We start from the raw sequence: 22376 nt of genomic DNA, 5'->3' as shown, positions 1-22376 counted from the left end.
ATCAGCGCTTGCGCTCGCCGACGTCACCAGCCGGCCCGATGTCGGGCGGGGGCGCCTCAAAACGCCAAAAGCGCGACAAATGCAAGGTGGTTCGAGGGACCTGGCCAAACGACCATCCCAGATAAAACAGCAAACCCAGCCAGCGTCCTTGGGTCAAACAGAACGCGGCGCGTTCGATATTCAAGTAGGCCCTGAGCCGTCGCGCGAGCTCGCCGGAAAGACGATGCGGACTTCCTTCTGCAAAATACTTGCGGTTCAGGCGCGCGATCGCTTGCGTCAAATGGACGCCGGGAAATTGCGATTCGTCCGCGATGACTGCAGCTGGCCTGCTCCAGACCTTCAGGCTGCCGCCGTGGAGTGCCAGCCGCAAGAACCAGTCCAGATCCTCAAGACGACGCAGTTCGACATCGTAGGGCCCGATGCAATCAAACGCTTCCTTCCGCGCCAATAGGGTCGAACCGGGTGCGAACCAGCAGGCGCTCGCGAAATCCAGGGGATCGCCACTTTCGCGAGGTATGCGCGTCTCCAGCCGCTTCGCAATCGAACTTTCCAGGATGAAACCCGCGGCGTGGACCGCCAATGGATTGCGGTCGATAGCGAAATCCACCTCGGCGCTTTCCAGCCGGGGCGCCAACGTGCCCGGAAGCCAATAATCATCCGAATCCAAGAATGCGATCCAGTCGGCACCGGCCGAGCCTATGCCGGTATTCCTTGCGGAAGCCGCGCCAAGATTAGCAGGCTGACGGAGAAGTCTGATCGATTCATTCGAGCGGAGGTCACTCGGAATCTCGAATGGCGGCTCGGAGCCATCGTCGACCACAACGATCTCGGTTTGCGACACGGATTGCGCCGCAGCGCTCCTCAACGCTCGCTCTCCAAGCTCCTGCCGATTGCGAACCGGAATGATGATGGTCAATCTCGGAATGGGAGGCGACCGCACTGACATCTCGCTACAACTCTCATCGGAAAGATGCCAGGCAACTATGAATAGAACCTGGTCCAGGGATGTTCGGCGATCAGCTTCGGCATTCGCGCCAGGCGTTCGTGGTAGATCTCGACCGCTCGATTGTAAAATGCGATGTCATCCGCGAACAGTGACTGAAGCTCGGCAATCTGGTCCTGCGTTACGCCGGCAGCGTCGGGCGTCGTCATATTCAGCATCTTATAGGGATTGACGGGAAGCCCAAGCAGGCGACCCAAGGCGTCGACGTATTGCCCGAACTCCGATTGAAGCCCGAAAAACGAGACCTCCTCCGCCAAACGCCGCAGCGCGACATCGACGCCGCCGTCGGGCGCGAACACCTCGTATTGATTTCGGACCGTGCCAGCGAATTTGCGACAATAATCGACGATCGAAAGACCCTCGTCCCGAATGGCATCCTGGAATACGCTCGGCTGGGTCGAATTGAATCGATAATGCGAGATGACTCGCTCGATCGGATCGCGCAGCAACGTGATGGCAACATACCTGGCCGGCATAGAGCGGAAGATTACATTGTCGAGATTGATGTGCCCGGTAAAGAAAACCGGTCGAGTCCGGTCATCTACCGACCTCGGCACGCTTGCCCAGTCTACCAACTCCTGCGGCGTATAACGCGCGAAGAAGCTGTCCCCCCTGCTATCGGCACGAAACTTGTAGCTCTTCATAAGGAGGCTATTGAGCGTTGATCCAGCGGCCTTGGGAACGTGAAGGAATATCAGCGGCGGTGCCGGAGATTCCTGCCGTTCCAGCAGATCGTCAAAACGATATACAGTCCCCTTGCCTCCACCCAGCTCCAAGAGTTCTTGTTCCAGGCTCTTGTCGGGGGTCGTAGCCGGAGGGAAGGCTGGTGCTTCTGGTTGATCGTTGCGATTCCCGCCCTCCGCACCAATGACCGCCGCCGACTTGTTTCCGGCCCCTGTGCTCATTTGCCGAACCAGATCGTTGAGTGCCGCAAGCTGCGTCTGCTGCGCGAAGACAGTGGAGTTCAAGGTTCCGAGCTGAAGCTGCTGTCCATGAAGCGTGGCCTCGAGATTCGCCCGTTGGGCCGGCGGCAAATGCTGCGAGACTTCAGCCAAAGCAGCGCTGTGGCCTTCGCTCGCCGCGGTCAACTCGCGAAGCTGCGCGCGCAATGCGTCGATCTGCGCTTGCTGCGCTCGCAGAACTTCTGGCGTCGCCGCCTGCGCCTGCTCAAGCAGCGCACCGATTTGCGTTCGCTGACCATGGACCGCATCTCCAATAGAGGCTATTCGCGCCCTCTGGCTCGCAAACCTGGTCATCGCCTCCTGCATCTGGTCATGCTGACGGACCTGGCTTGCGATCATTTCCTCCCAATGATGGCCAAGAGTATCAAGCAACGGCTGCTGCTTTTCGATCGCGGCCTCCACATTGGCCAAACGCGACATAACGCGCCGCACGGCCGGCACCTTCATCAGGACTCGCACCACACGTCCCATCTAGCGAGTCCTTACACCGATCATCACATCAGCTTGCATAGAAAGACTCGAATCACCGAACGGGCCGGAATGTGCGAAGACCTGGGTCCATCGGATCGTCCAACGTCAAAACCCTGCTCACCATCTCTCGACTCGACTTAACCAGCGGCAGCACCTGCGCCATAACGGCTTGCAGGCGCGGATCTCTCATGCGCCTCTCATACTCCTTGACTGCCTGCTGATAGAACCAGATATCGTCCTTGAGCGCTGTCGTGAGGGCGTCTCGTTCTTGATCGGTCAAGTCGGTCTTCGGCGGGTAACCGAGATCTTCGGTTTCCTTCGTAACGTTCATCGGTGGTAAGGCCAAAATCCTCGCGCGCCCGGTAACATAACCGGTCGTCACGGCGAATTCGTCGAAGCGATCCGTCAGTCCGTAGTAGCTGACCTTGTTGAGCAGATTGTCGAAGCACTGCTGAGCCGAGGCCGTTCCGGTCCGGGCGAATGTCCCTTGGCCGGTATCGTCGAAGAAGCTGTATTGCGGGCCGATGGCTTCGAGCATTCTTGCTGAAAATTCGACGAACGACATCCCCCCCTTAACTACTTCGTCATGCCAGGGATTGGCAGGGCGGCGCAGCATGAAGTTGTAGTTGGAGATCATCCGCTCAATCGGATCGCGCAGCACCGTCAACACGACATGTTGCATCCAAAGCCGACGAAAGATCGGCTGGTCGAGACGCATGTGCCCTGTAAGTAGGTACGGATTGCGCGGCGAAGGAGCCGCGTAGTTCTTCCGCCACACGTCCTCCCGAAACGAACCGAAGAAGTCGTTAGTGTTCATGTCGAGCGAAAGTGGAACAAATCCCATCTGGCGGAACAGCGCGTTGACGGTGTGGCCTCCGGTCTTTGGCACATGGATATTCAGGACGAGGTCCGGTCCAAATCTCTCCACTTGCCGGCTCAGGAGTTGCTCGAACGAATAGGGCCTGACAACAGACTGCCCCGCTTGAATCCTGGCCGCAACGAGGGCAACCGGCTCGCTGGTCTGCACAGCGTTTGTCGCGGCGTTCCCACCCGGAGCAGCCGTGACCGGAGGGACGCTTGCCGCCGCCGCCGTGATCTGGCGAACGATGTCGTTGAGCGCCGCAAGCTGCATCTGCTGCGCGCTGATCGTCGAATTCAACGCTCCGAGCTGAAGCTGCTGTCCGTGGAGCGTAGCCTCCAGGTTCATGCGGTGCGCCGGTGGCAGGTGCTGCGACACCTCGGCCAGCCGGGCTTCGAGTTTCTCGCCATCGGCACTCAACTGGTTCACTTGCACGATCAGCGCATCGATCTTGTCGTGACCGGCTCGAACCTGCGATTCGATCTCCGCGTGTTCCGCATTCAGTTGCTCATGATGAGCTTCGAGCGTATCGAGCGCGGCCTGCTGCTTTGCGATCGCATCTCCCACATTCGCCCGATGGAGTTCGAGTGCCTCGAGCGTGGCTTGCTGCTTCGCAATCGCCTCTTCAACATTCCACAGTCTCACCATCACGCGCCGTACGGCCGGAATCTTCATCAGGAGTCGAACGCCACGCCCCATTTAGCCCCTCCTCACCACCGCCTCGATCCTGAGCGACGATCGCCCTCAGGGCAATCCCCGTGTCTTCCGAATCCACCTTAGAATCGGTACGCGCCGGTCACTCACGCCGCATAGGGTTCCTGCCCAGCCGTATCAGCCACGTCCGCAACGAGGGGATCCCCCGTCTCCGTGGCCGGGGAAGCGCGTTCAAGCCTTCACCCTTGGACCATTTGCTGACTGCTGACCATCTCTGGGTACGGACCAGCGCCTGTTTGACGTCGCCGCGCAATCCGAGGCGCACGGCCTTCTTGAGGTAGATCCATCGCACGTCGCCCGGAGCGCGCAGCCAGATCTTCATCGCGCGCACGATGCTGGAGAATACCACACGCTCCTGCCCATAGCCGCTCTCTGCCAGCAAGCGGGCGATCTGGTCGTCTGCCTGAGCCTTTGCAGACCTGAGAGACCACCACTTTCGCTTTCTGTTGGGGAATTCGCTGATCCGCGCGACTTCGATCATGCGCCGTTCGAGCTGGGTCAGATCCTTAACGGATTCCCTGTCCCAGAGCGCCTCGTCGATCCGGTCCAGCAGCGACTTGGGAAGCAGGGAGCGATGATTCCAGAGCAATCCGTACAACGCCAGTTGATGCGCCTCGTCGTCGACCCGGAGTTTATGGACGATGTTGGAGAGCTGGTGCCACCCTGCCAGCACCTCTCGCGCCGCCTGCCGCTCGCCGTTCTCGGCAAGGATCGGAACGACGGTATAGACATGGGTGAGCAGGATCGACGGATTGACATTTGCCACCGCAATGAAAGCCTCGGCCAGATCTGACGCCAGCATTGCCGGAAACTTCGGAACCTTCGCCGCCAGCCGAAGCAACGTGTCGAAATAGAGACGCAACATCGGCAGCCCCTGCGGATAGAGCTCCGCGCCACGCCGCAACCAGGCGACACCACCTTTATTGTCGTTGCGTTTGAGCTTCGCCCAGCCGACATAGCCATGACAGGCGGCGACGATGATGTCGCGCGTGCTGTAAGGCAACTGCTTTCGATCGCGGAGCTCGGGCGTACTTTCCAGCGTCAGTTCGCTGGTCGCAACGTCGGCATATTCGTAGCAGGGAAACACCTCGTCATTGCCGTGCAGCGTGTAGGCGAAGGCAACGTCCGCGCCGCGCGGATCGAAGACGAGCTCGGCCTCCCGATCGATGATAGCGAGGAATTTCTTTTCGGCTGCCCGAAAATCCGCATCGGGCTTGAAGAAGCTCCAATGCGCCTCGTTGAACAGCAGCAATAGCGAATTCGGAAAGCGCGCCAGGCCTTCCCTGAAATATTCATCGGCCCGCGCCGCCCATTTGCCGGCGTTCCGATTCTCGTGGAACGTGAACACCGCCTGGGCATGCAAATGCGCCGCGTTGTTGTAATCGATCTCGTCGGACAAATCGTCAGGTCCGATCCCGTCGCAGAAATTCGCAATCTGCTCGCGGATATGATCGGTGCCGAAGCAACCGCAATCGACCGCCGGCGTCAGCCAGACCAGTCTCCGCTGGCGCTGTCGCTTGGGGACCGGAGTCGCGTGGCGCCAAACCAGTCCCATGAACAGCGCATATTTCAGCAACCGCTGATAGCTCTCCTCACGCGGCTCGCGATGGATCGCGAAGCGCTCGTTCACCACAGGTACGACGGTCGCGAATTCGTAGTCCGGATGACCGGCTGCGCAGCGATCGAGATGCGCAGCGATGTCGGCCGTCATGGTCTCCGCGCGGAACGGATAGCAGCCAGGCGCGATCTCGTCGTAGAACGAACCTTCCGGAAACAGCAGAAACGCGCCGTTGGACAGCGCGTCCCGCCAGCGCGGCGATGGCGAACCGGCATAACGATTGACGACGGGGAGGAATTTCGCGTGCGAGACGGCTTCGAAATAGTCCTTCTCCGGCATATGCCCTTCGATCACCTTCACCTTGTAACGGGGAGCAAGGCTTGAAAGGTTGAACAGGAAGCGGGGCTTTTCGGAATGGAATGGCGCCAATGCGGAGCCGGTGAAGATGATGTCGACGAGCTTTTCGCGATGCGGCGATGCCTCGGGAAACGGTGTCGCGATCGGGTGCAACAGCAGATTGGCTGCACAATAGAGACCCGGCGTGCCCTGGCTGAGCTCAAAATGTTCCTGCGAACAGTTGCAGATCGCGACATCGTAGAGCCCATAATTGTCGGCGTTGCGGTATTGAAAGGCGTCGGAGTCATGACACCAGATCACCTTGGGAACGGTGACCTTGTGGAAGTCCTTTGCCACCAGCCATTGCGGGCTCAACGAGAAGATCAGGTCCGGCCGCTCGCCCTCGGGCAGATTGTCGATGAATTCGCTAAGCGAGTCCGTCGGCGAATAGTCGTAGGCATTGCTGGCAAGCTGACTTCCAACATACTTGACCGTGATCGATCCATATTTGTAGGCCGGCGCAATGAAGCTCTCGGAGTGATGTTCCGGAAATACGGACAGGATCGCGCCGGGCACGAAGATGGTCACGTCGTCGCGCTTGATCAGGTTGCGGAAGGTCGCCGCTGCCGACATGAACTCCGCACTGCCAACTCTCGCCAATTCCGCGTCCGCTTCCCCATCCCGCTTCAGCGACCAGAATGCGAGTGCCCTGCACAGCCTCGCCCGATCGCCGACCGTTGCGAGGCCATCGAGTAGCGCCAGGCCCTGCTCCAGCAGGCCGCCGAGGATCAGCGCACAACCCCGCAGCTCCGAACTCGCGGGCGCCATCTGCGTCACGTTCAAGAAATCGCCGCGAGCGAAAGCGGTGTCCGCCGAACCATAGGCATGGCGGATGTCTTCAGCGGTGAATCGGAACGAGAATTCGGGAGCGATCTTTCGGGAGCTCATGCCTCACTCGTTTCGGTCAGGCGGAGGCGGTCGACGGCCTTCGCGTTGTAGAACCTGTGCCGGAGCCGGCGCGCCTCCACGATGCTCAAGGCGCGAAATATCCACAAGGGGTCGGCCAATTCTTCGCGGAAACATGCCTGTGTCGCCTGCTTCCATTGCCCGGCGCGGCCTTGATAGACAATGAGCCTCACCATCTCGCGCGCCCGCCAGTTTCGCAGGAAGCGCCGGACTTCGGCGGAAATATCCGGACGGGCCAACCATTGGTCGGCGATGTGCACATGCTCCTCTAGGTAGGGCGGCGTAAAGCCCTTGCGGAAGTGCATGGTGCGCGATTCGTCGTGCACTCTCATTTCGGACACGACGACGTTCAGCGAACCTTCCCGCACGCCGGCGATGGTCGCCCGCAGCAGGAATTCGCGGTCGCTGCTCTCTGAGAACATCGGATCGAAATTGCCGATCTGGGAAAATACCGAACGATGGCAGAACCGTGCCGACAACAGAGGCATATCATCGCAGACATTCTCGAGCGACAACCGGGTCATGTCTTCGCCAACCATCCGGCGCACGACGAGCTCCTCGCCGTCAGGGAGCGTGCAGAACATCTGCGCGCCGCCAGTCCAGATCCTCACGTTGGGACGAGCGGCCGCCTCGCTTGCCAATCGGCCAAGCACACCCGGTCGAATCCGGTCGTCGCTGTGAACAAGCAAGATGAAATCGCCGGTCGAAGCCTGGACGCCGAGCGCCGCCGCAGCCGTGGCGCCGGTCCCGTTGCCACCGACGAATTTGATGTGTGGGTATTTCTGCGCCAGGCGCCGGATAAAGCCGTCGGCACCGTCGTGGACGACGATGTGCTCAAGTTCGTAAGGCCCCTGATGCTCGATGCTGCCAATGGCCTCATCGACATAGTCCGACGAATCAATGGTCAGCGTGATAATTGAAATTCGCATTCAGCTTCCGCGATCAAAACTGGCGCTCTTAGGTTGCTGGATTGGGGCTCCCACCCTCATTAGACGAACTGGGATAGGTTTTCAAAGCCGCGAAGGCCCAGGCACACCGGCAACGGCAGACGCGCTGCCGCGCGGCGCGCCCTGAGATTCTCCAGGGCGTCGCTGTGCTCCAAGCTTCATGCCGCCCGCAACTCCCACGCCAAGCACGTACATCCACCCTTCGACAAAATCGAACAGGTGAGAATTGAAAAGGGAACTCACCAGATTTTGGACGACAACCAATAGCCCGATCCAGTTCGCAAGACCTTGGCCGCGGAATAGTTGCGCATGCGCTATCCACATCGCGTACAGAACGGCTACTCCCACAATGCCCCATTCGACCGCGACGGCGAGCGTCTGATTGTGCGGATTCCTGGTGATCTCGGCGGCAAGCCCGGATTGCCCAACCGCGGCTTGCTCGAACAAATGTCGCGTCGAACCGGTTCCATGGCCGATCAAGGGCGCATCCACGAAGAAGCCGAGCGACTTTTGCCAGTATTCGATTCGCCGGCCGGTCGATGCGGCAATGTTCTGCTGATAGTCGTGATACTCCAGCGCAAACGCGCCGATGCGTGCCTGCAGATAGGGCGACGCGAACCACACCGTAGCCGCCAGAACGACGACACCTGCGAACAGCAGCGTCGTCGCCCGACGATCCAGATGCGAGAAGGCAAACACGGCGACCAGCGTCGGGACATAGATTAGCGCCGCGCGGGCCGACACCACGAAGGCCATATTGGCGAAGAAGCCCAGCACCAGGGCCGCGCAGGCCAGTGCGGCCACATATCTACCTTGCTTCCAGAAATCGAGAATGAATGGCGTTAGCGCCACCATGCACAATGCGAATTCCTGGCTCTGGTCGATATAGTTCTTCACGGGTACGCCGGGGCTCCTGCCCGACGCCAACGCCAGGTCCGGAACGAACCACACGATCCAGGACAGCCCCATCAGAATCGCGCAGGAGATCAGAAACCCGCCAAAAACCCAGGCGCTACGGGGCCAGAGGGAGAAATGGTAGAATAGGAGCGGAAGGGCCAGCAGCTTGGCAAGGGGACTGAAGCCTTGAAGCCGATCCTGCCACGAAACATCGCCCCACAGCATTCCAACCAAGCCGAGTGTGACCAAGGCGAGCGGCCACCGGCATATCGGACTGGCGAGCGAGCGCAGGAACGCGCGGTATTCGAAGGTGGGTAACAGCCGCACCAGCGTTAACAGCCAGAGTCCGAATAATATCGAGACTGCGCTCGTCGACCAGGGCAAAGCCACCGCCGCGAGAACCACGAGGAGATTGGCCTCCAGAGACAGCACGCCCCAGCGGCACTTGGAGGCAAGTGCGGCGGCCCAACCGAAAACTGCCGGACTGCGACGCATCGCCTCAGTCATGTTCGTCCCTCGGGCCAATTCGGGCTCGAAGCATCGGTTCCAAAGGGCTGCCCGGCGCGCTGTCGCGCACGTGATTGAATCTCTCCGTCATAACAACCGCATGCTGGACTCGAACAAAAGATGCGTTTCCCGGTCCGTTGATCGTGCGCCTCATTTTTCAGTGAATGCGATATTTGGGTAGCGCTTTGCGCAGGAACCGTCCACCCTTCGAGGGAAGGCCTCGAAAGACAACATGATCCAGAGTGGGCAAATGGGCGGGCCGAATTCCGAGCGTCAAGGAAACCCGGCGAGGGAATTCGAGCGCCTAAAATATTGCGGATCCGGATATCGGGTTCTCGTGATCTGCAACGATGGCGCCTACTTTCTTCGCCATCGGCTGTCGGTCGTCACCCATCTCGCGTCCCTCGGCGTCGATGTGACGGTTATCGCTGGTGGTGATCCAATTCGTGCCGAAGGCATTCAAGGCTGGAATTATATCCATGTGCCGATCGAGCGCTTCAGATTCGATCCATTTGGCGACGCCAGGCTGATGCTTCGGACGGCGCGGACGATCCGCGCGTTCAAGCCACATGCCGTCCATCTCGTGACGCTCAAGCCCGCCATATTTTCGGGATTTGTGTCGATCGTCTCGCATTTTCTCCATGCTTACCCGAAACAAGTTCTGATCACGCTGCCGGGTTTGGGCCGGATGATGTCGCCAAAGGCTCCCGGCCAACGGCGCTACCAGATCGCAAGTGCGCTTACGTTGTTGGCATTTCGAGTGTTGTCGCGACGGGATTACGTGCACTTTACTTTCGAGACCCGGCATGATCGCGAGTTTTGGACAGACAGGGGCATTGCCAGCGAGAGGAATTCATCACTCATCGAGGGCGCTGGCGTGGACCCCAATCTGTTCTATCCACTGGAAAACGCGCGAAGTGGCAGCACGACAAAAGTCCTGTTCGCTTCCCGGCTCTTGAAGTCGAAAGGCTTGAGTACTTTTCTGACGGTCGCGCATGACCTGGCACATCGCAGCGATGTGGAGTTCATCGTCGCCGGCCTCCCGGACGATCACGATCCCGACGCGATATCGCACCGCGATCTCGAACAAATGACGGAGATCCGTTTTCTCGGCCACGTCACGGATATGCCGAATCTGCTCCGGCAATGCGACGTCGTTTGCCTGCCGACAAGGTACGGCGAGGGAATCCCCCGCATCCTGATCGAAGCTGCCGCAACCGGCCTTGCGTCGATCGCCTCCGACCACCCCGGATGCCGTGAGGCCGTCGAGGATGGCGTGACCGGGCAAATCCTGTCGGCGAAGTCCGACACCGAAATGAGGAGAGAGCTATCCGCTGCGATCGTCGGATATCTCGAGAATCCCGACCTTCTGAAGAAACACAAACGGGCGGCCAATCAGCACTTCCTGTCGCGGCCGTTCAATCAGCCTGCGATTGCCGAACGTTTCACGGAACTCCTGGGGATGCCTGCGGCACCGTTGTCGGATTGATCGGCGCGGCGGGAGCGACATCGTCAGGCCTTTCGCATAAGGTTCCATAGACCGCTATCGGGGGTGGCTAAGTGATTGATTTTGCGGGGTCGCCTACTGTGCATGGGGTTGTTTTTCCAGAAAAAGGATCCCTCTGGGTTCCCTATGGCTCGCCCGAGACGCGCCGATCGGCTCTTAGCCGGATTGACTGGGCTCGCGTTGCGGTGGCATGCACGTCATGCACAATCGGAAACGTTTGAAGCGAAGCCGGGGCCAAACGAGATGACTGCCGCGATGCACCACCATTTTTTGGCTTCTGATGCGGGCTCGGACTAGCATGGAGCAGAACACGCACAAGCTTTTCTCCCGAGAGGAGCAAGTGGTGGTCGGCTCGGACCGGACGTTTGGCTGGGTGATGGCTGCTGCGTTTACGCTCATCACCCTTTTCAACGGCTGGCATTCCGGCCGCCTGTGGCCATGGACGGCAGTCCTTGCCGCGATGTTCGCGGTGGTCGCCGCAATCCGCCCCGCCGCACTGCACCCACTGAACCGTGCCTGGACAAGGCTTGGTCTACTTCTGCACAAGGTCACCAATCCCGTTCTGATGGGACTGATCTTCTACGGCACGATCCTGCCGACCGGCCTCGTCATGCGCTTGAGCGGCAAGGATCCGTTGCGGCTGAAGCGTGACGCAAGCACTGAAAGCTATTGGATCCGCCGCACGCCCGGCCCTGCGCCCGAAACCATGCGAGATCAGTTCTGATGATCGATTTGCTGTCCGACGACCGGGGCCTCCTTCGCGCAGCCGCACCTCTCATTTGCGCGCAGCCTTGAGACATGCGCGTTCTCGGCATCTCCGCCTTCTATCATGACAGCGCGGCAGCCCTGATTGCAAACGGCCGCGTGATCGCTGCGGCGCAGGAGGAACGCTTCACCCGGAAAAAGCACGACGCTTCGTTTCCGCACCACGCCATCGCGTTCTGTCTGGAGGCCGCCGGCGCGAAGCTCTCCGGCATCGACCAGGTCGCCTTCTACGACAAGCCGTTTCTCAAATTCGAGCGGCTGCTCGAGACCTATGTTGCCCTTGCACCGCGCGGTTTCCGCTCTTTCAAGATGGCCATGCCGCTTTGGCTGAAGGAAAAACTGTTCCAGAAGAGCCTGCTGCAGAAGCATCTGGCCGAGTTCGACGCCGACTTCGCCCCCGACCGGCTCCTGTTCACCGAGCATCATCTGAGCCACGCAGCCAGCGCTTTTTTCCCGTCCCCTTTCGAGAAGGCGGCCGTGCTCACGATGGACGGCGTCGGCGAATGGGCGACGACCTCAGCGGCGATGGGAGATGGCAACCGTCTCGAGATATTTCAAGAAATCCATTTTCCGCACTCGCTCGGTCTATTGTATTCCGCCTTCACCTACTACACCGGCTTCAAGGTCAATTCCGGCGAATACAAACTGATGGGGCTTGCTCCCTATGGCGAACCGAAATACGCGCAGCTGATCCTGGATTCGCTGATCGATCTGAAAGCGGACGGCTCGTTTCGCCTCGACATGTCGTATTTCGATTATTGCACCGGGCTGACGATGACCAATAACCGGTTTGCCAAACTGTTTGGGCAGCCGGTGCGGACGCCGGGCCAATTGCTCACGCCTTTCCATATGGATATTGCCGCCTCCATCCAGGCCGTCCTGGAGGAGGCGGTCCTTCGTTTGACCCGCAGCCTTGCGGCTCAGACCGGCGCCCGCAACCTGTGCCTTGCAGGCGGCGTTGCGCTCAATTGCGTCGCCAATGGCAAGGTGTTGCGGGACGGCAGCTTCGATTCGATCTGGATTCAGCCGGCCTCCGGCGACGCCGGCGGCGCGGTCGGGGCGGCACTCGCCGCCTACCATCAGTTCCGACAACAAGCGCGCGATGTCGTGGGCGGCGACGGCATGTCCGGCGCTTTCCTCGGACCTGAATTCTCGCAAGCGGACATCGAACAGCGGCTGCGCGCCGCCGGCGCCCGCTTCGATGTCCTCAGCGAGAATGGAATGATCGAGGCGACCGCGGCGGCCCTGGCCGACCAGCTTGCGGTCGGCTGGTTTCAGGGCAGGATGGAATTCGGGCCGCGCTCGCTCGGCGCACGCTCGATCCTAGGCGATCCGCGCTCGTCCTCCATGCAGAAGAACCTCAATCTCAAGGTGAAATTTCGCGAAAGCTTCCGGCCATTTGCCCCGGCGGTTGCACGCGAGGACGTTGCCGACTGGTTCGAACTCGACAGCGACAGCCCGTACATGCTCCTGGTTGCCGGCGTCAGGAGCGACCGGCGCCACATGATGAGCCCGGACGAGCAAGCATTATTCGGCATCGACAAGCTCAACGTGGTCCGCTCGACGATCCCCGCGGTGACGCATGTTGACTATTCCGCCCGAATCCAAACGGTCAGCGCCGACACCAATCCGCTTTTCCATCGCTTGCTGTCTCGTTTCAAGGAGCTCACGGGATGCCCGGTGCTGGTCAACACCAGCTTCAACGTTCGCGGCGAACCGATCGTCTGCACACCAGAGGATGCCTTCCGTTGCTTCATGGGTAACGAGCTCGACATACTGGTCATCGGCAACTGCATCCTGAGAAAAGAGCGCCAGGATTCCGCGCTCAAACGTGACTACAGCGCCGCCTTCACGCTCGATTGATTGCCGGCATAGCGTCGTGGCTCGAATTGCCGAGGGGATATAGATGCCCTGGCCATGAATGCCCCGCGCCATGGTGGCGCCGTGGGCATTGTGCGTCACCCACCACTGGTCCGGTTGGAAGCGCCGGGCAAGGTGGTGTACCGACCTCGCCTGTCAATAAAACGAGGTGAGGCCCAACGCAATTTGCCTCTTCTCCACGGCGCCGGCTCGCAGATAGTGTTCACATCCAGAACGAAACATCTTGCCGATTACCGCATTTCGAACATCTCCGTACGGCACGAGGTAGCCCTCCTCGTCCCAGCCAGAAAAGCCGCCCCTCCGATTTTCAACCGCGCCGATCTTCATGAAGTGGTCTTCGCCATTCTTGAATTTTCCGGCAGCCACGGCCGCGGCGACGTCGGGATTCGCTGCCAGATAAGTTTCCTCGATCCAGCGCATCGGCAGACCCGAGCGGCGCCCTTCCGCCTTCCCGTGTTTGACATAGTGCTCGTATCCGCTGGCGAAGACCCCTTCTCGGATCAGGGGTACGAGATCCGGGTTCGCCGCCAGATACGCCTCCTCGTCCCAGCTGGGAAAACCGCTGTGGCGAAATTCCAAGAACCCGACCGACCGATAGTGCTCAAAACCGTTTGGAAATCTTCCTTCGGCGATCATTGCGGATACATCTGGATTGGCCGCCAGATAGGTCTGCTCGTTCCAGTCGTGAGGGGCTCCCTTGACATGGGTTTCGCGCCAGTTCGGCAGGCTCTTTCCGGCGTACAGAACTCGCACGATTTCCTCGGCCATTCGGGCCGCCACCATGTCGTACCCGAGGCTCTTCTCCAGCGACTCGTATTTCACGTGAGCGAGATCGGCGAAAACCTGCTCATCAGTGAACATCAGGCTCAGGTCGACATAACTGAAAGAAGCGTGCTCGGCGGCGGCCTTTTGCAACTTGGCACGCAGAATGGGATGCACGTCATCTAACCAGGTCAGCAACGCGTGGTCCTGCGCCTTGATGGCGGCCCTGTCGCCATCGCCCAGGACCTTGTGTCTAAGCGACAGGTATGGTGATAGGAATCCGACGAACTTCGCGCCCGATCCCTCGGCGAGGTAAGACATGGCCAACTGGTTGTTGACGTAGGTGTCCAGACGCTCTGGATTAGAAGTGGAATAGCCCGAGTTGGTCGGCACCGGTGCGACGGGCGGCCCTTTGGCGGAGGCATGAGCACGCAGCCCCGCGATCAACGGCGATTTCGATACGACCTCAAAGAGCGCAGACTTGCTGGCGACCTGATCCAGAAGACCGGGCCGTTGCACTACTCCAGTCCGCGCGTCGAAGATCCTGTCCATGTCAAGCTGGGTGGTGTGATAAATCGAATGCTTGAACAACCCCACACCCATCCTGAGCATCGTGCGTTCATCGAGCACGAGGACGTCGTTGATCCCGTTGAGAGTCGTGACCACGTCAGGCTGGAATTGCATGCCATCGTGCGCCAAAGTGCCCAAAGAAATACTCGAGAACCCGGCTGGTACGGAGGCGTTGATCACCTCCCACTCCTCGCCGGTGCGAAGCTCGAGCGCCCGCTTGAGGATTCCTCCAAGGGAAGCCTCCTCGCGACAGCCCCAACAGGAAAATGCCACACTGTCGCCGAGCAGCATCGCACGCCTGACGGACTTGCTGCGCGCAATCGTCGGCTCCGCCCCGCGCCAGCCCCAGCTATTGACGACGACCGGCACCCAATTCCCGAGTTCATAGCGGAACCCTGGCGTGTTCCGATACCCGGACCAGGGCTGATAGGCGGCGTGCTGATTGAGAACGGTAATGGCCTTCGCCTCCGGCTTGGGAGGCGCAATGGACCTAGCCCACCATTCGCCGATCACCAGGCCCAGAACGATCAGGATGATGGCGTTTCCCACGATCAGAGATACCGCCCGCAGGAACATCCCTAGCATCGTCAAATATCGCATCCCCGCTGCCTTTTGCAATTCAAGGATAAAAGCGGAGTAAGGATCGCAAATCCCGGCATGTCAACCAGGGCGCACTGCCGGCAAGATCACTGCCGGTGCTCAGCGCACGAGTGGCATCGTTCGTCTTCTCGAGCATGCAGTTGCCTATCACCATAAGGTCGATTTCCGATCTCATGAAGCAGGCGAGATGCATCCACAGACGTGCACACGATCGGCTCGCCGCGAACGTTGAGGCTGGTATTGAGGAGGCGAAGCCTGCGACGAGTCCAAGCATGATCGCTGCCGCGCACTTGCGACGCGAAACGAACACAGCCAGTCAGCCTGTTCCGTCTATCTCGATCATGGACAAATTGGGAGCTGACACATTTCGAACAGCCCGCAAATTCCAACACCGACAGAAAGGAGCCAGCCGAAATTGCTAGCGGCGGACCCTCGCATTGCGTCGCACAAGCGCCCGATGGGCTCCGAACTTGACGCCTTCAATCCGATGCACCTAATAGTAGTGTTCTGGTCCTCATGCAAATAGTATTGGTGACAGCTGTGAGCGAGGCATTCAGATGGGCACGGTGGCGTACTTCCACCGGGCTCGTCTCTCTATTTTGCTTGTTGTTCTTTTTTTCCGGCACCACTTCCCTGATCTACCAAGTGGCGTGGGTACGGTCCTTGTCTCTGTTCTTCGGCAGCGACGTGTATTCCGCCACCATTACGTTGGCGGTATTCATGGGCGGCTTGGCCCTGGGGAGCTGGCTGGCGAGCCACTTCGTGGACACGTGGACACGTCCGATCGCTATTTATGGACTGTTCGAAATCGCGATCGGACTCGCGGCATTGGCAGTCGCGCCGATGCTCGACTGGTTTCACGACTCCTATCGGCTCATCTACAACCAGCATTTCGAGAGCGCTCCCTGGCTCTACAATGGATTCCGGATGGTAGTCGCGGCATCGTCGCTCATCGTTCCCACGACTCTGATGGGAGCGACGCTGCCCTTGCTCATTCGGTACTTTGTTCGTCAAGCCGACCAGTTGGGTCAGCGCGCCGGTACATTCTACGCGATGAACACGCTGGGAGCGTTTTGCGGAACGATCGTCGGCGGCTTCGTCCTCTTGCCGATGTTCGGTGTTTCCCGAACCGTGGCTCTCGCTGCGTCGCTCAATTTCGCGATCGGTGTCGTAGCGTTGTTCATCGGCGTGAAACGGACATCTGCATTGGGACTTTCCGGGAATGCGATCGCGGCATCCCCCGGACCGGCCGTTCACAAGATTTCCGAGATTGAACGGCGTGCTGTTTTGGCTGCGATCGCCTTGTCCGGGCTGGCGGCATTGGCACTTGAAGTTGTGTGGGTGAGAGTCCTGGTCCAGTCGTTCTCCGCGACGGTATACGCCTTTGCCATCATGCTCGCCTGTTTCCTGTTTGGTATCTACTACGGGAGCTTCAAGGCGTCGCGTTACGCCGACCGATCGCCATTGCCGGCAAAGACACTCAGTGGCCTGTTGATTGGTCTAGCGGTCGCAAGCACCTTTCTCGCGGTGTGCACCTATCTGGTACCGTATCTATTTGGGATGCTGGTATGGAGCTTGACCGCCATTTTGAAGGACGCATTCGGTACGGCGAGCGTCGTGGCGCAATTCATCGTCGCGAGCTTGGTCATCCTTGGGCCAACGATCATGTTGGGCGCAACTTTTCCATTCGCGGTGAAAGCCGTGACCTCCGATTTAGAACGACGTGGCTCTGACACGGGCAAAGTATATGCCGTCAACACGGCCGGAGGGATCGTTGGCTCGTTGTTGGCAGGCTTCGTCTTTCTCCCGTTCCTTGGAGCCCGCCTCAGTTTGGTGCTCATCGGCGGACTATTCGCCTTTGCCGGATTATTGCTGTTGCACGCTCTAAGATCGAGAGCGATGCCGACCACCCTTAGAATCCCGTTCGTGGTCGCTGGGCTCGGGGCAATGGCGATTTTCAGCGCCATCTCTGTCGCGCTGCCCTCGCAGACGGTCGCGAATTACGGCCTGCAGCGATCGACGCAGCCACAAGTCCTCCATCACAGGGAGGGCGTTGCTCACACGGTCTCCGTGGTCCGCAACGACAGCGGCACCATCATCATGATGGTTAATGGCAACGTCGAGGCGGACACTTCGCTCGTCCAGCGTCGCCACTTCGTGCTGAAAGCCCACCTGCCGCTCCTTCTCCATCCCAATCCCGAGCAGATAGGCGTTGTCGGACTCGGTCTCGGCATCACGCTTCGGTCCACGACGCGCTACCCGACGGTAAGGCGCGTTCGATTAATCGAGCTAACATCCGATATGGTGGAAGCACATCAACACTTGAAAGAGATCACCGACGACGTCATGCGCAATCCGAAGATTCATCTGCGTATTGACGACGGCCGCAACTTCATGGCGATGTCCGACGAGCAATTCGACCTGATCACAGCTGATCCGATTCATCCACGGATCACCGGCGTTGGCTTTCTATATACGCGAGAATATTACGAAGTCATCAAGGCCAGGCTTCGCCCGGGCGGGATCGTGACGCAGTGGATGCCCATGTACAGTATCTCGCCGCGATCTTTCGACACGGCATTCCGAACCTTCGCACAGGCGTTCCCGAACGCATCATTCTGGTACGTGCGTGGCCACGGCCTGTTCGTCGCGACGATCGAGCCGATGTCAGTCGACTGTCAAAACCTTGCGGCCGAATTCGCAAATCCGTTGGTCAGAGAGGATCTCAGTTCAATACAAATTAACTCGCCGGCCCAGTTCCTTGGCCATTTGCTCATGGACAGTGACCATATCCGCAGCTACCTGGCGCGTAGCGCGAATGATGAGGTCAATACCGACGACAATGCCTACCTCGAATATCGAACCCCCTTTGAGTTCCTTGGTCGCACCGATGCCATCATACCCGACCTCATTCGTCACGCCGGGTGGAGCCCCGAGCGGATCATGCGCAATTGCAGCGCTGAACAAGCGGCCGCGGCTTCTGACGAGTTTCAGAAACGGCTCGGGCGAATTCCGGTCGAGCTGACAGAGCCGCTGCGGTGAAGGCCAAGGCGTCGGACCTCGAACCCGTCAATTTCCGTGGTTGGTCGTCCGAAGCAGATTGCGGGCACGGAGGAAATCGAAGATTGCCGCGGCGAACCGCTCATCGGCGAGGATGTTCGGGTGCGGATCGGTCGGCGTCACCCAGAGCCGGCCCGGTTCGAGATCGTCGACCGCGGGTAGGAGATCGAGATACGGAAGGTCCAAGCGGTTGGCCAGGGCCTGCACCATCGTCCTTTCCCGCTCGAACGGGTATGGCTTCAACTGCCTGAGCTCGGGCAGATTTGTCACGAGGACCATCGTCCCTCGCGCCCGGCAGAATTCCGCCAAGCGGGCGACGGCCGCTTCAACTTCGGCCCAGCCGCTGGTCGGCGATGATGGGTCATAGAGATCCCTTAAGTAGTCATGCCATGGCCGACGGCTGCCCAGCCCGAGCATCCGCGCGGCAACATCGATCCGCGACGCGAAATAGATGTAAGCCGCAGACGTGCGTTCGAGCCGATGAGAATCGTACCGCGGCGTCCGTTCCGCGTCGTTGATGAAGTAGTTCAGCACCACGATATCCGGCCGGAAGCGATGGCCTTCGGAAAGATAGGCGGCCACTTCCATGCTGGTATTGTAGTTTCCGACGCCCGCGTTGATGACCTCCGCCTGAACGCCGGTCGCGTGGATCATCGCTTCCAGGCGCTTCACGAAAGTCTTGTCGTTCGGTACCCCCCAGCCGAAGGTGAGCGAGTCACCAAGCATCATGATTCGCAAGCTGTCGGGTGTACGTTCGAAGCCAATTTCGCGATCACGGAACTTGTGGCTATTAATGGCAACATCGACACCCATCAAATGGGCAGTTGCGCCGGGGCGATGTTCGTGCCCGATCCGCGGGTCCGCCGACACGCGCTTGACCTCGCGCGCATACTTCCACATTTCCAGATCGAACTGCATGCCGTCGTCGACCGCCAGCCGCACGAACGCTTCAAGTGCAAGCGCGACAAGCAGTGTCGTGGCCGCAACGACTAGACCAGCGAAGAGACGTTCCCGTGACATCGCGAATGGGACGACAATCAAAACAGCGCATAGATAAAGGGCGCCACTGTGCTGCCCTGAGTCAGTATCATGAGACTGCCGAAGAACAGCATGGCCAGCATGATGGGTACCAGCCAATACTTCTTGCGGCTACGCATGAATTCGTAGAACTCAAACAGAAAGCTCTGCATCAGCACCTGCCCGTGCAACCGCGCGCGTGATGGTAGTCGATGCCATTGAGCGTCGCATCGATCAGCATCCGCAGCTCTCCAAAAGAAATGCCGTCAGGTCCCTTTGGATCGTCTACGACTGATCTTCTTCTCGATTATCAGACGCCTGAAGGTCCAAAATACCGTCACATGACTGCCAAGCGTGACGGTATTCCGATTTTCCTTGGGAGGCAAGCGCGACGCATACCATCGCATGTACCGTCAGAACTCGGACCGTAATAGAGCATCCTTGTAAGCGTCGGGCAGGTCACTGAAATAGAGGTGATCGTATAGGATTTGAGCCTTCTGGCCGAAGCTGTAGTCTCCAATCCGCAGGACAAACTTGTGGCCGTTGAGGCCAGCCTGACGGAGCCGTTCCTACGCGGCGACTGCTTGCCCAAAGATGTGCTCGCGAGTGGTTAGCACCGTGCGGGGATTCGGCGATGTCCTAACCATTCGATGAAGTCAGAAATGGCGCGGACTTCGTTGCGAAGGAAACCGGATGCGCGATCGCCGAGGAAAGTTGCGCCCATGAAATCGTCAAAATGGAAGATTTGAGACTTGCCGCGCTGAAAGAGTTTCTGTCCTTCGACAAGATCGCGCCCCCGCGAAGGGCATAGCGCGACGCGATCGGCTTGAGCGCATCGGGCGCGATGTGGTTCCCGCATGGCCACGATTTCGCGACCATCGGCTTGGTGATCACATCCCCTCGAACCCAGGCTCAGGGCACTGGCCGCTGGGCTCATGGAGCAGGTGTTAGAGCGGTGCGGCGACCGCAATTTGACTCTCACCGCCTCCATCGGTGCCGGCTCTCGACGGCGAATTGAGCTCGCTGTCCAGCGAGAATATTGGAGAAATCGCGGCACTGGATGAACGCGCGTTCGGAATCAACCGCCAGAGGCTGCTCGCGTTGCTTTCCGACGGTGCATCGATCTGCGTCCTGCGTCGCGGCGGACAGACCGTCGGTTATTCCATGAAGCGCGAATTCGGGCGCGGTCATGTGATTGGCCCGATCGTCGCCAGCAATGACTGTGACGCGATCGATCTCACGGCCGTGCATCTGAGGGATCTCGCCGGAGGATTCGCCCGCGTGGATATGCGAGAGCAGACGGGCCTGTTTGCCGATTTTCTTCAACAGAGCCGCCTCGGAATGAGCGACACCGTCTCCACCATGTCCAAAGGTAAGAAATTCCTGAATCGGAAGCAAAACGAGCCGTGGGTCTACTTTCGAGCCCTCGACGGGAATAGCAGATTTCATGACCGTGCCGGGCTCGATGACCTCGCGCCATACCGCGATGTGGTGAGTTCGGCACTCGAGCAGCGCCACGTCGGTGTTCGCAAGCTCTGGCGGGAGGCACTCGAAAGCATCGGCGTCGACGCAGCCGGAGCGGAATGATCCGGAAGCCTTGACCCAGATCAAGGGTGGCCGCGTCCCGCCCGCCAACATCCGCACATTACCGCCCTTCTGCCATCGTCGGCCGACCGGGAGTTTCGATCATGAAGGCTGTTTCCGTCGAAGAAGCCGTTGCGATGATCCCGGCGGGCGCCAGCGTCATGGTTGGCGGATTCATGGGAGTTGGAACGCCGGAGCGGCTGCTCGACGAAGTCGTGCGCCAGAGGAAGACAGGCCTGACCTTGATCTCGAATGACGCAGCCACGCCCGGCAAGGGCGTCGGTAAGCTGTTCGATCAAGCGCTGGTGTCGAAGCTGACGGCAACGCATATCGGTCTCAATCCGAAGGCGCAGCAGCAGATGCTGGCGAACCAGATCGCCGTCGATCTCGTGCCGCAAGGCACCTTCGTCGAGCGCATCCGCGCCGGCGGATGCGGTCTCGGCGGCGTGCTGACGCCGACCGGGGTCGGAACGCTGGTGGCCGAAGGCAAGCGCCAGATCGAAGTCGACGGCAAGCCATTCCTGCTGGAGACGGCGCTGCGTGCGCAGTTTGCATTGGTGCACGCCTTCCTCGCTGACTACCTCGGCAACCTCGCCTACGCCCTCACTTCGCGCAATTTCAACCCGGTCATGGCGATGGCGGCCGACACCGTCATCGTGACGGCGGAGCATATCGTCCCGGTCGGCGTGATCGCGCCCGATCACGTCGTCACCCCCGCGCCGCTCGTCGACTATCTCATCACCAACGGGTGACACCATGGATCCCCAGATCATCATCGCCCGGCGTGTCGCCAAGGAGCTGAGGAGCGGCAACCTCGTCAATCTCGGCATCGGCATTCCGACTCTGGTCGCAAACTATGTACCATCCGATCTCAAAGTATTCTTTCAGTCAGAGAATGGCCTGATCGGCACAGGCCCGATTCCCGAGCAGGGCATGGCGCATCCGACGCTCACCGATGCCGGCGGACGCCCGATCAGCGCGCTGCCGGGCGCCTCCACCTTCGACAGCGCGATGTCGTTCGGCCTGATCCGAGGCGGCCACGTCGACGTCACCGTGCTCGGTGGTCTCCAGGTCGATGCGCATGGGCATCTCGCGAACTGGATGATCCCGGGCAAGATGGTCCCGGGCATGGGCGGCGCAATGGACCTCGTCACCGGCGCCAAGCGCGTGATCGTCGCCATGCAGCACGCGGCCAAGGGCAAGTCCAAGATCGTGGCCAAATGCTCGCTGCCGCTGACCTCGGCGCGCCCCGTCAACCTCGTCGTGACGGACATGGCCGTGATCGGTTTTCCCGACGGCAAGGCGACGCTACTGGAAACAGCGCCCGGCCTGAGCGTCGGCGAGGTCGTGGCACTGACGGAGGCCGAGCTCGCCATTCCCGACGATGTTCCGGAGATGAGGATCTAAACG

At 59.8% G+C, this 22376-nt stretch carries 16 protein-coding genes and 1 pseudogene; 7 read left to right on the top strand and 10 right to left on the bottom strand.

What is annotated here, in order from left to right; translation table 11 throughout:
- Window position 1: 1 nt before the first annotated feature.
- The 6 genes from P0R31_RS10185 to P0R31_RS10160 form a co-directional block, all read right to left on the bottom strand.
- Window positions 2-916, bottom strand: coding sequence for a glycosyltransferase family 2 protein (locus P0R31_RS10185; protein WP_275513960.1), 915 nt, complete (start codon window positions 914-916; stop codon window positions 2-4).
- A gap of 65 nt (window positions 917-981) precedes the next feature.
- Window positions 982-2412, bottom strand: a complete 1431-nt coding sequence (locus P0R31_RS10180) for a sulfotransferase family 2 domain-containing protein (RefSeq protein WP_275513959.1) — start codon at window positions 2410-2412, stop codon at window positions 982-984.
- Window positions 2413-2488: 76 nt separating this feature from the next.
- Window positions 2489-3970 carry a sulfotransferase family 2 domain-containing protein gene (locus P0R31_RS10175; protein WP_275513958.1) on the bottom strand — a complete coding sequence of 494 codons (1482 nt, stop codon included), beginning with the start codon at window positions 3968-3970 and terminating at the stop codon, window positions 2489-2491.
- Window positions 3971-4091: 121 nt separating this feature from the next.
- Window positions 4092-6851 (bottom strand): hypothetical protein, encoded by a 2760-nt coding sequence (locus tag P0R31_RS10170; protein ID WP_275513957.1) that lies wholly within the window; start codon window positions 6849-6851, stop codon window positions 4092-4094.
- Window positions 6848-7798 (bottom strand): glycosyltransferase, encoded by a 951-nt coding sequence (locus P0R31_RS10165; RefSeq protein WP_275513956.1) that lies wholly within the window; start codon window positions 7796-7798, stop codon window positions 6848-6850. The genes P0R31_RS10170 and P0R31_RS10165 overlap by 4 nt, the downstream gene beginning before the upstream one ends.
- 81 nt (window positions 7799-7879) lie before the next feature.
- A complete protein-coding gene (locus tag P0R31_RS10160) occupies window positions 7880-9220 on the bottom strand; it encodes an O-antigen ligase family protein (RefSeq protein WP_275513955.1) in 1341 nt (446 codons plus the stop codon).
- 232 nt (window positions 9221-9452) lie between these two features.
- Between P0R31_RS10160 and P0R31_RS10155 the strand changes: the two genes are divergently transcribed.
- From P0R31_RS10155 to P0R31_RS10145, 3 genes are all read left to right on the top strand, one after another.
- Window positions 9453-10709, top strand: coding sequence for a glycosyltransferase (locus P0R31_RS10155; RefSeq protein ID WP_275513954.1), 1257 nt, complete (start codon window positions 9453-9455; stop codon window positions 10707-10709).
- 316 nt (window positions 10710-11025) lie between these two features.
- Window positions 11026-11451 carry an SxtJ family membrane protein gene (locus P0R31_RS10150; protein ID WP_275513953.1) on the top strand — a complete coding sequence of 142 codons (426 nt, stop codon included), beginning with the start codon at window positions 11026-11028 and terminating at the stop codon, window positions 11449-11451.
- Window positions 11452-11525: 74 nt separating this feature from the next.
- Window positions 11526-13355: a carbamoyltransferase family protein gene (locus tag P0R31_RS10145; protein WP_275513952.1), complete on the top strand. Its 1830-nt coding sequence runs from the start codon at window positions 11526-11528 to the stop codon at window positions 13353-13355.
- 153 nt (window positions 13356-13508) lie between these two features.
- Here the strand turns inward: P0R31_RS10145 and P0R31_RS10140 are convergent, their stop codons facing one another.
- Window positions 13509-15281, bottom strand: a complete 1773-nt coding sequence (locus tag P0R31_RS10140) for a hypothetical protein (protein ID WP_275513951.1) — start codon at window positions 15279-15281, stop codon at window positions 13509-13511.
- A 540-nt stretch (window positions 15282-15821) separates the two neighbouring features.
- Between P0R31_RS10140 and P0R31_RS10135 the strand changes: the two genes are divergently transcribed.
- Window positions 15822-18347, top strand: a complete 2526-nt coding sequence (locus P0R31_RS10135; RefSeq protein ID WP_275513950.1) for a fused MFS/spermidine synthase — start codon at window positions 15822-15824, stop codon at window positions 18345-18347.
- Between the two features lie 27 nt (window positions 18348-18374).
- Here the strand turns inward: P0R31_RS10135 and P0R31_RS10130 are convergent, their stop codons facing one another.
- The 3 genes from P0R31_RS10130 to P0R31_RS10120 all read right to left on the bottom strand — a co-directional run bounded on the left by P0R31_RS10130 (window position 18375) and on the right by P0R31_RS10120 (window position 20276).
- Window positions 18375-19307, bottom strand: a complete 933-nt coding sequence (locus P0R31_RS10130; RefSeq protein ID WP_275513949.1) for an SGNH/GDSL hydrolase family protein — start codon at window positions 19305-19307, stop codon at window positions 18375-18377.
- A 95-nt stretch (window positions 19308-19402) separates the two neighbouring features.
- Window positions 19403-19555 carry a DUF5989 family protein gene (locus P0R31_RS10125; RefSeq protein ID WP_275513948.1) on the bottom strand — a complete coding sequence of 51 codons (153 nt, stop codon included), beginning with the start codon at window positions 19553-19555 and terminating at the stop codon, window positions 19403-19405.
- 466 nt (window positions 19556-20021) lie between these two features.
- Window positions 20022-20276 carry a hypothetical protein gene (locus P0R31_RS10120; protein WP_275514074.1) on the bottom strand — a complete coding sequence of 85 codons (255 nt, stop codon included), beginning with the start codon at window positions 20274-20276 and terminating at the stop codon, window positions 20022-20024.
- Between P0R31_RS10120 and P0R31_RS10115 the strand changes: the two are divergent.
- The 3 genes and pseudogenes from P0R31_RS10115 to P0R31_RS10105 all read left to right on the top strand — a co-directional run.
- Window positions 20197-20798 (top strand): annotated as a pseudogene (locus P0R31_RS10115) (GNAT family N-acetyltransferase); the annotation flags it as partial. The gene P0R31_RS10120 and the pseudogene P0R31_RS10115 sit on opposite strands and share 80 nt — an antisense overlap.
- A gap of 272 nt (window positions 20799-21070) precedes the next feature.
- Window positions 21071-21718: a CoA transferase subunit A gene (locus P0R31_RS10110; RefSeq protein WP_035999395.1), complete on the top strand. Its 648-nt coding sequence runs from the start codon at window positions 21071-21073 to the stop codon at window positions 21716-21718.
- A 4-nt stretch (window positions 21719-21722) separates the two neighbouring features.
- Window positions 21723-22373: a 3-oxoacid CoA-transferase subunit B gene (locus P0R31_RS10105; protein WP_275513947.1), complete on the top strand. Its 651-nt coding sequence runs from the start codon at window positions 21723-21725 to the stop codon at window positions 22371-22373.
- Window positions 22374-22376 lie beyond the last annotated feature (3 nt).

The sequence above is a fragment of the Bradyrhizobium yuanmingense genome (assembly GCF_029167105.1).
Lineage (GTDB): Bacteria > Pseudomonadota > Alphaproteobacteria > Rhizobiales > Xanthobacteraceae > Bradyrhizobium > Bradyrhizobium yuanmingense_A.
This window is presented reverse-complemented; position numbering and strand designations above follow the sequence as displayed.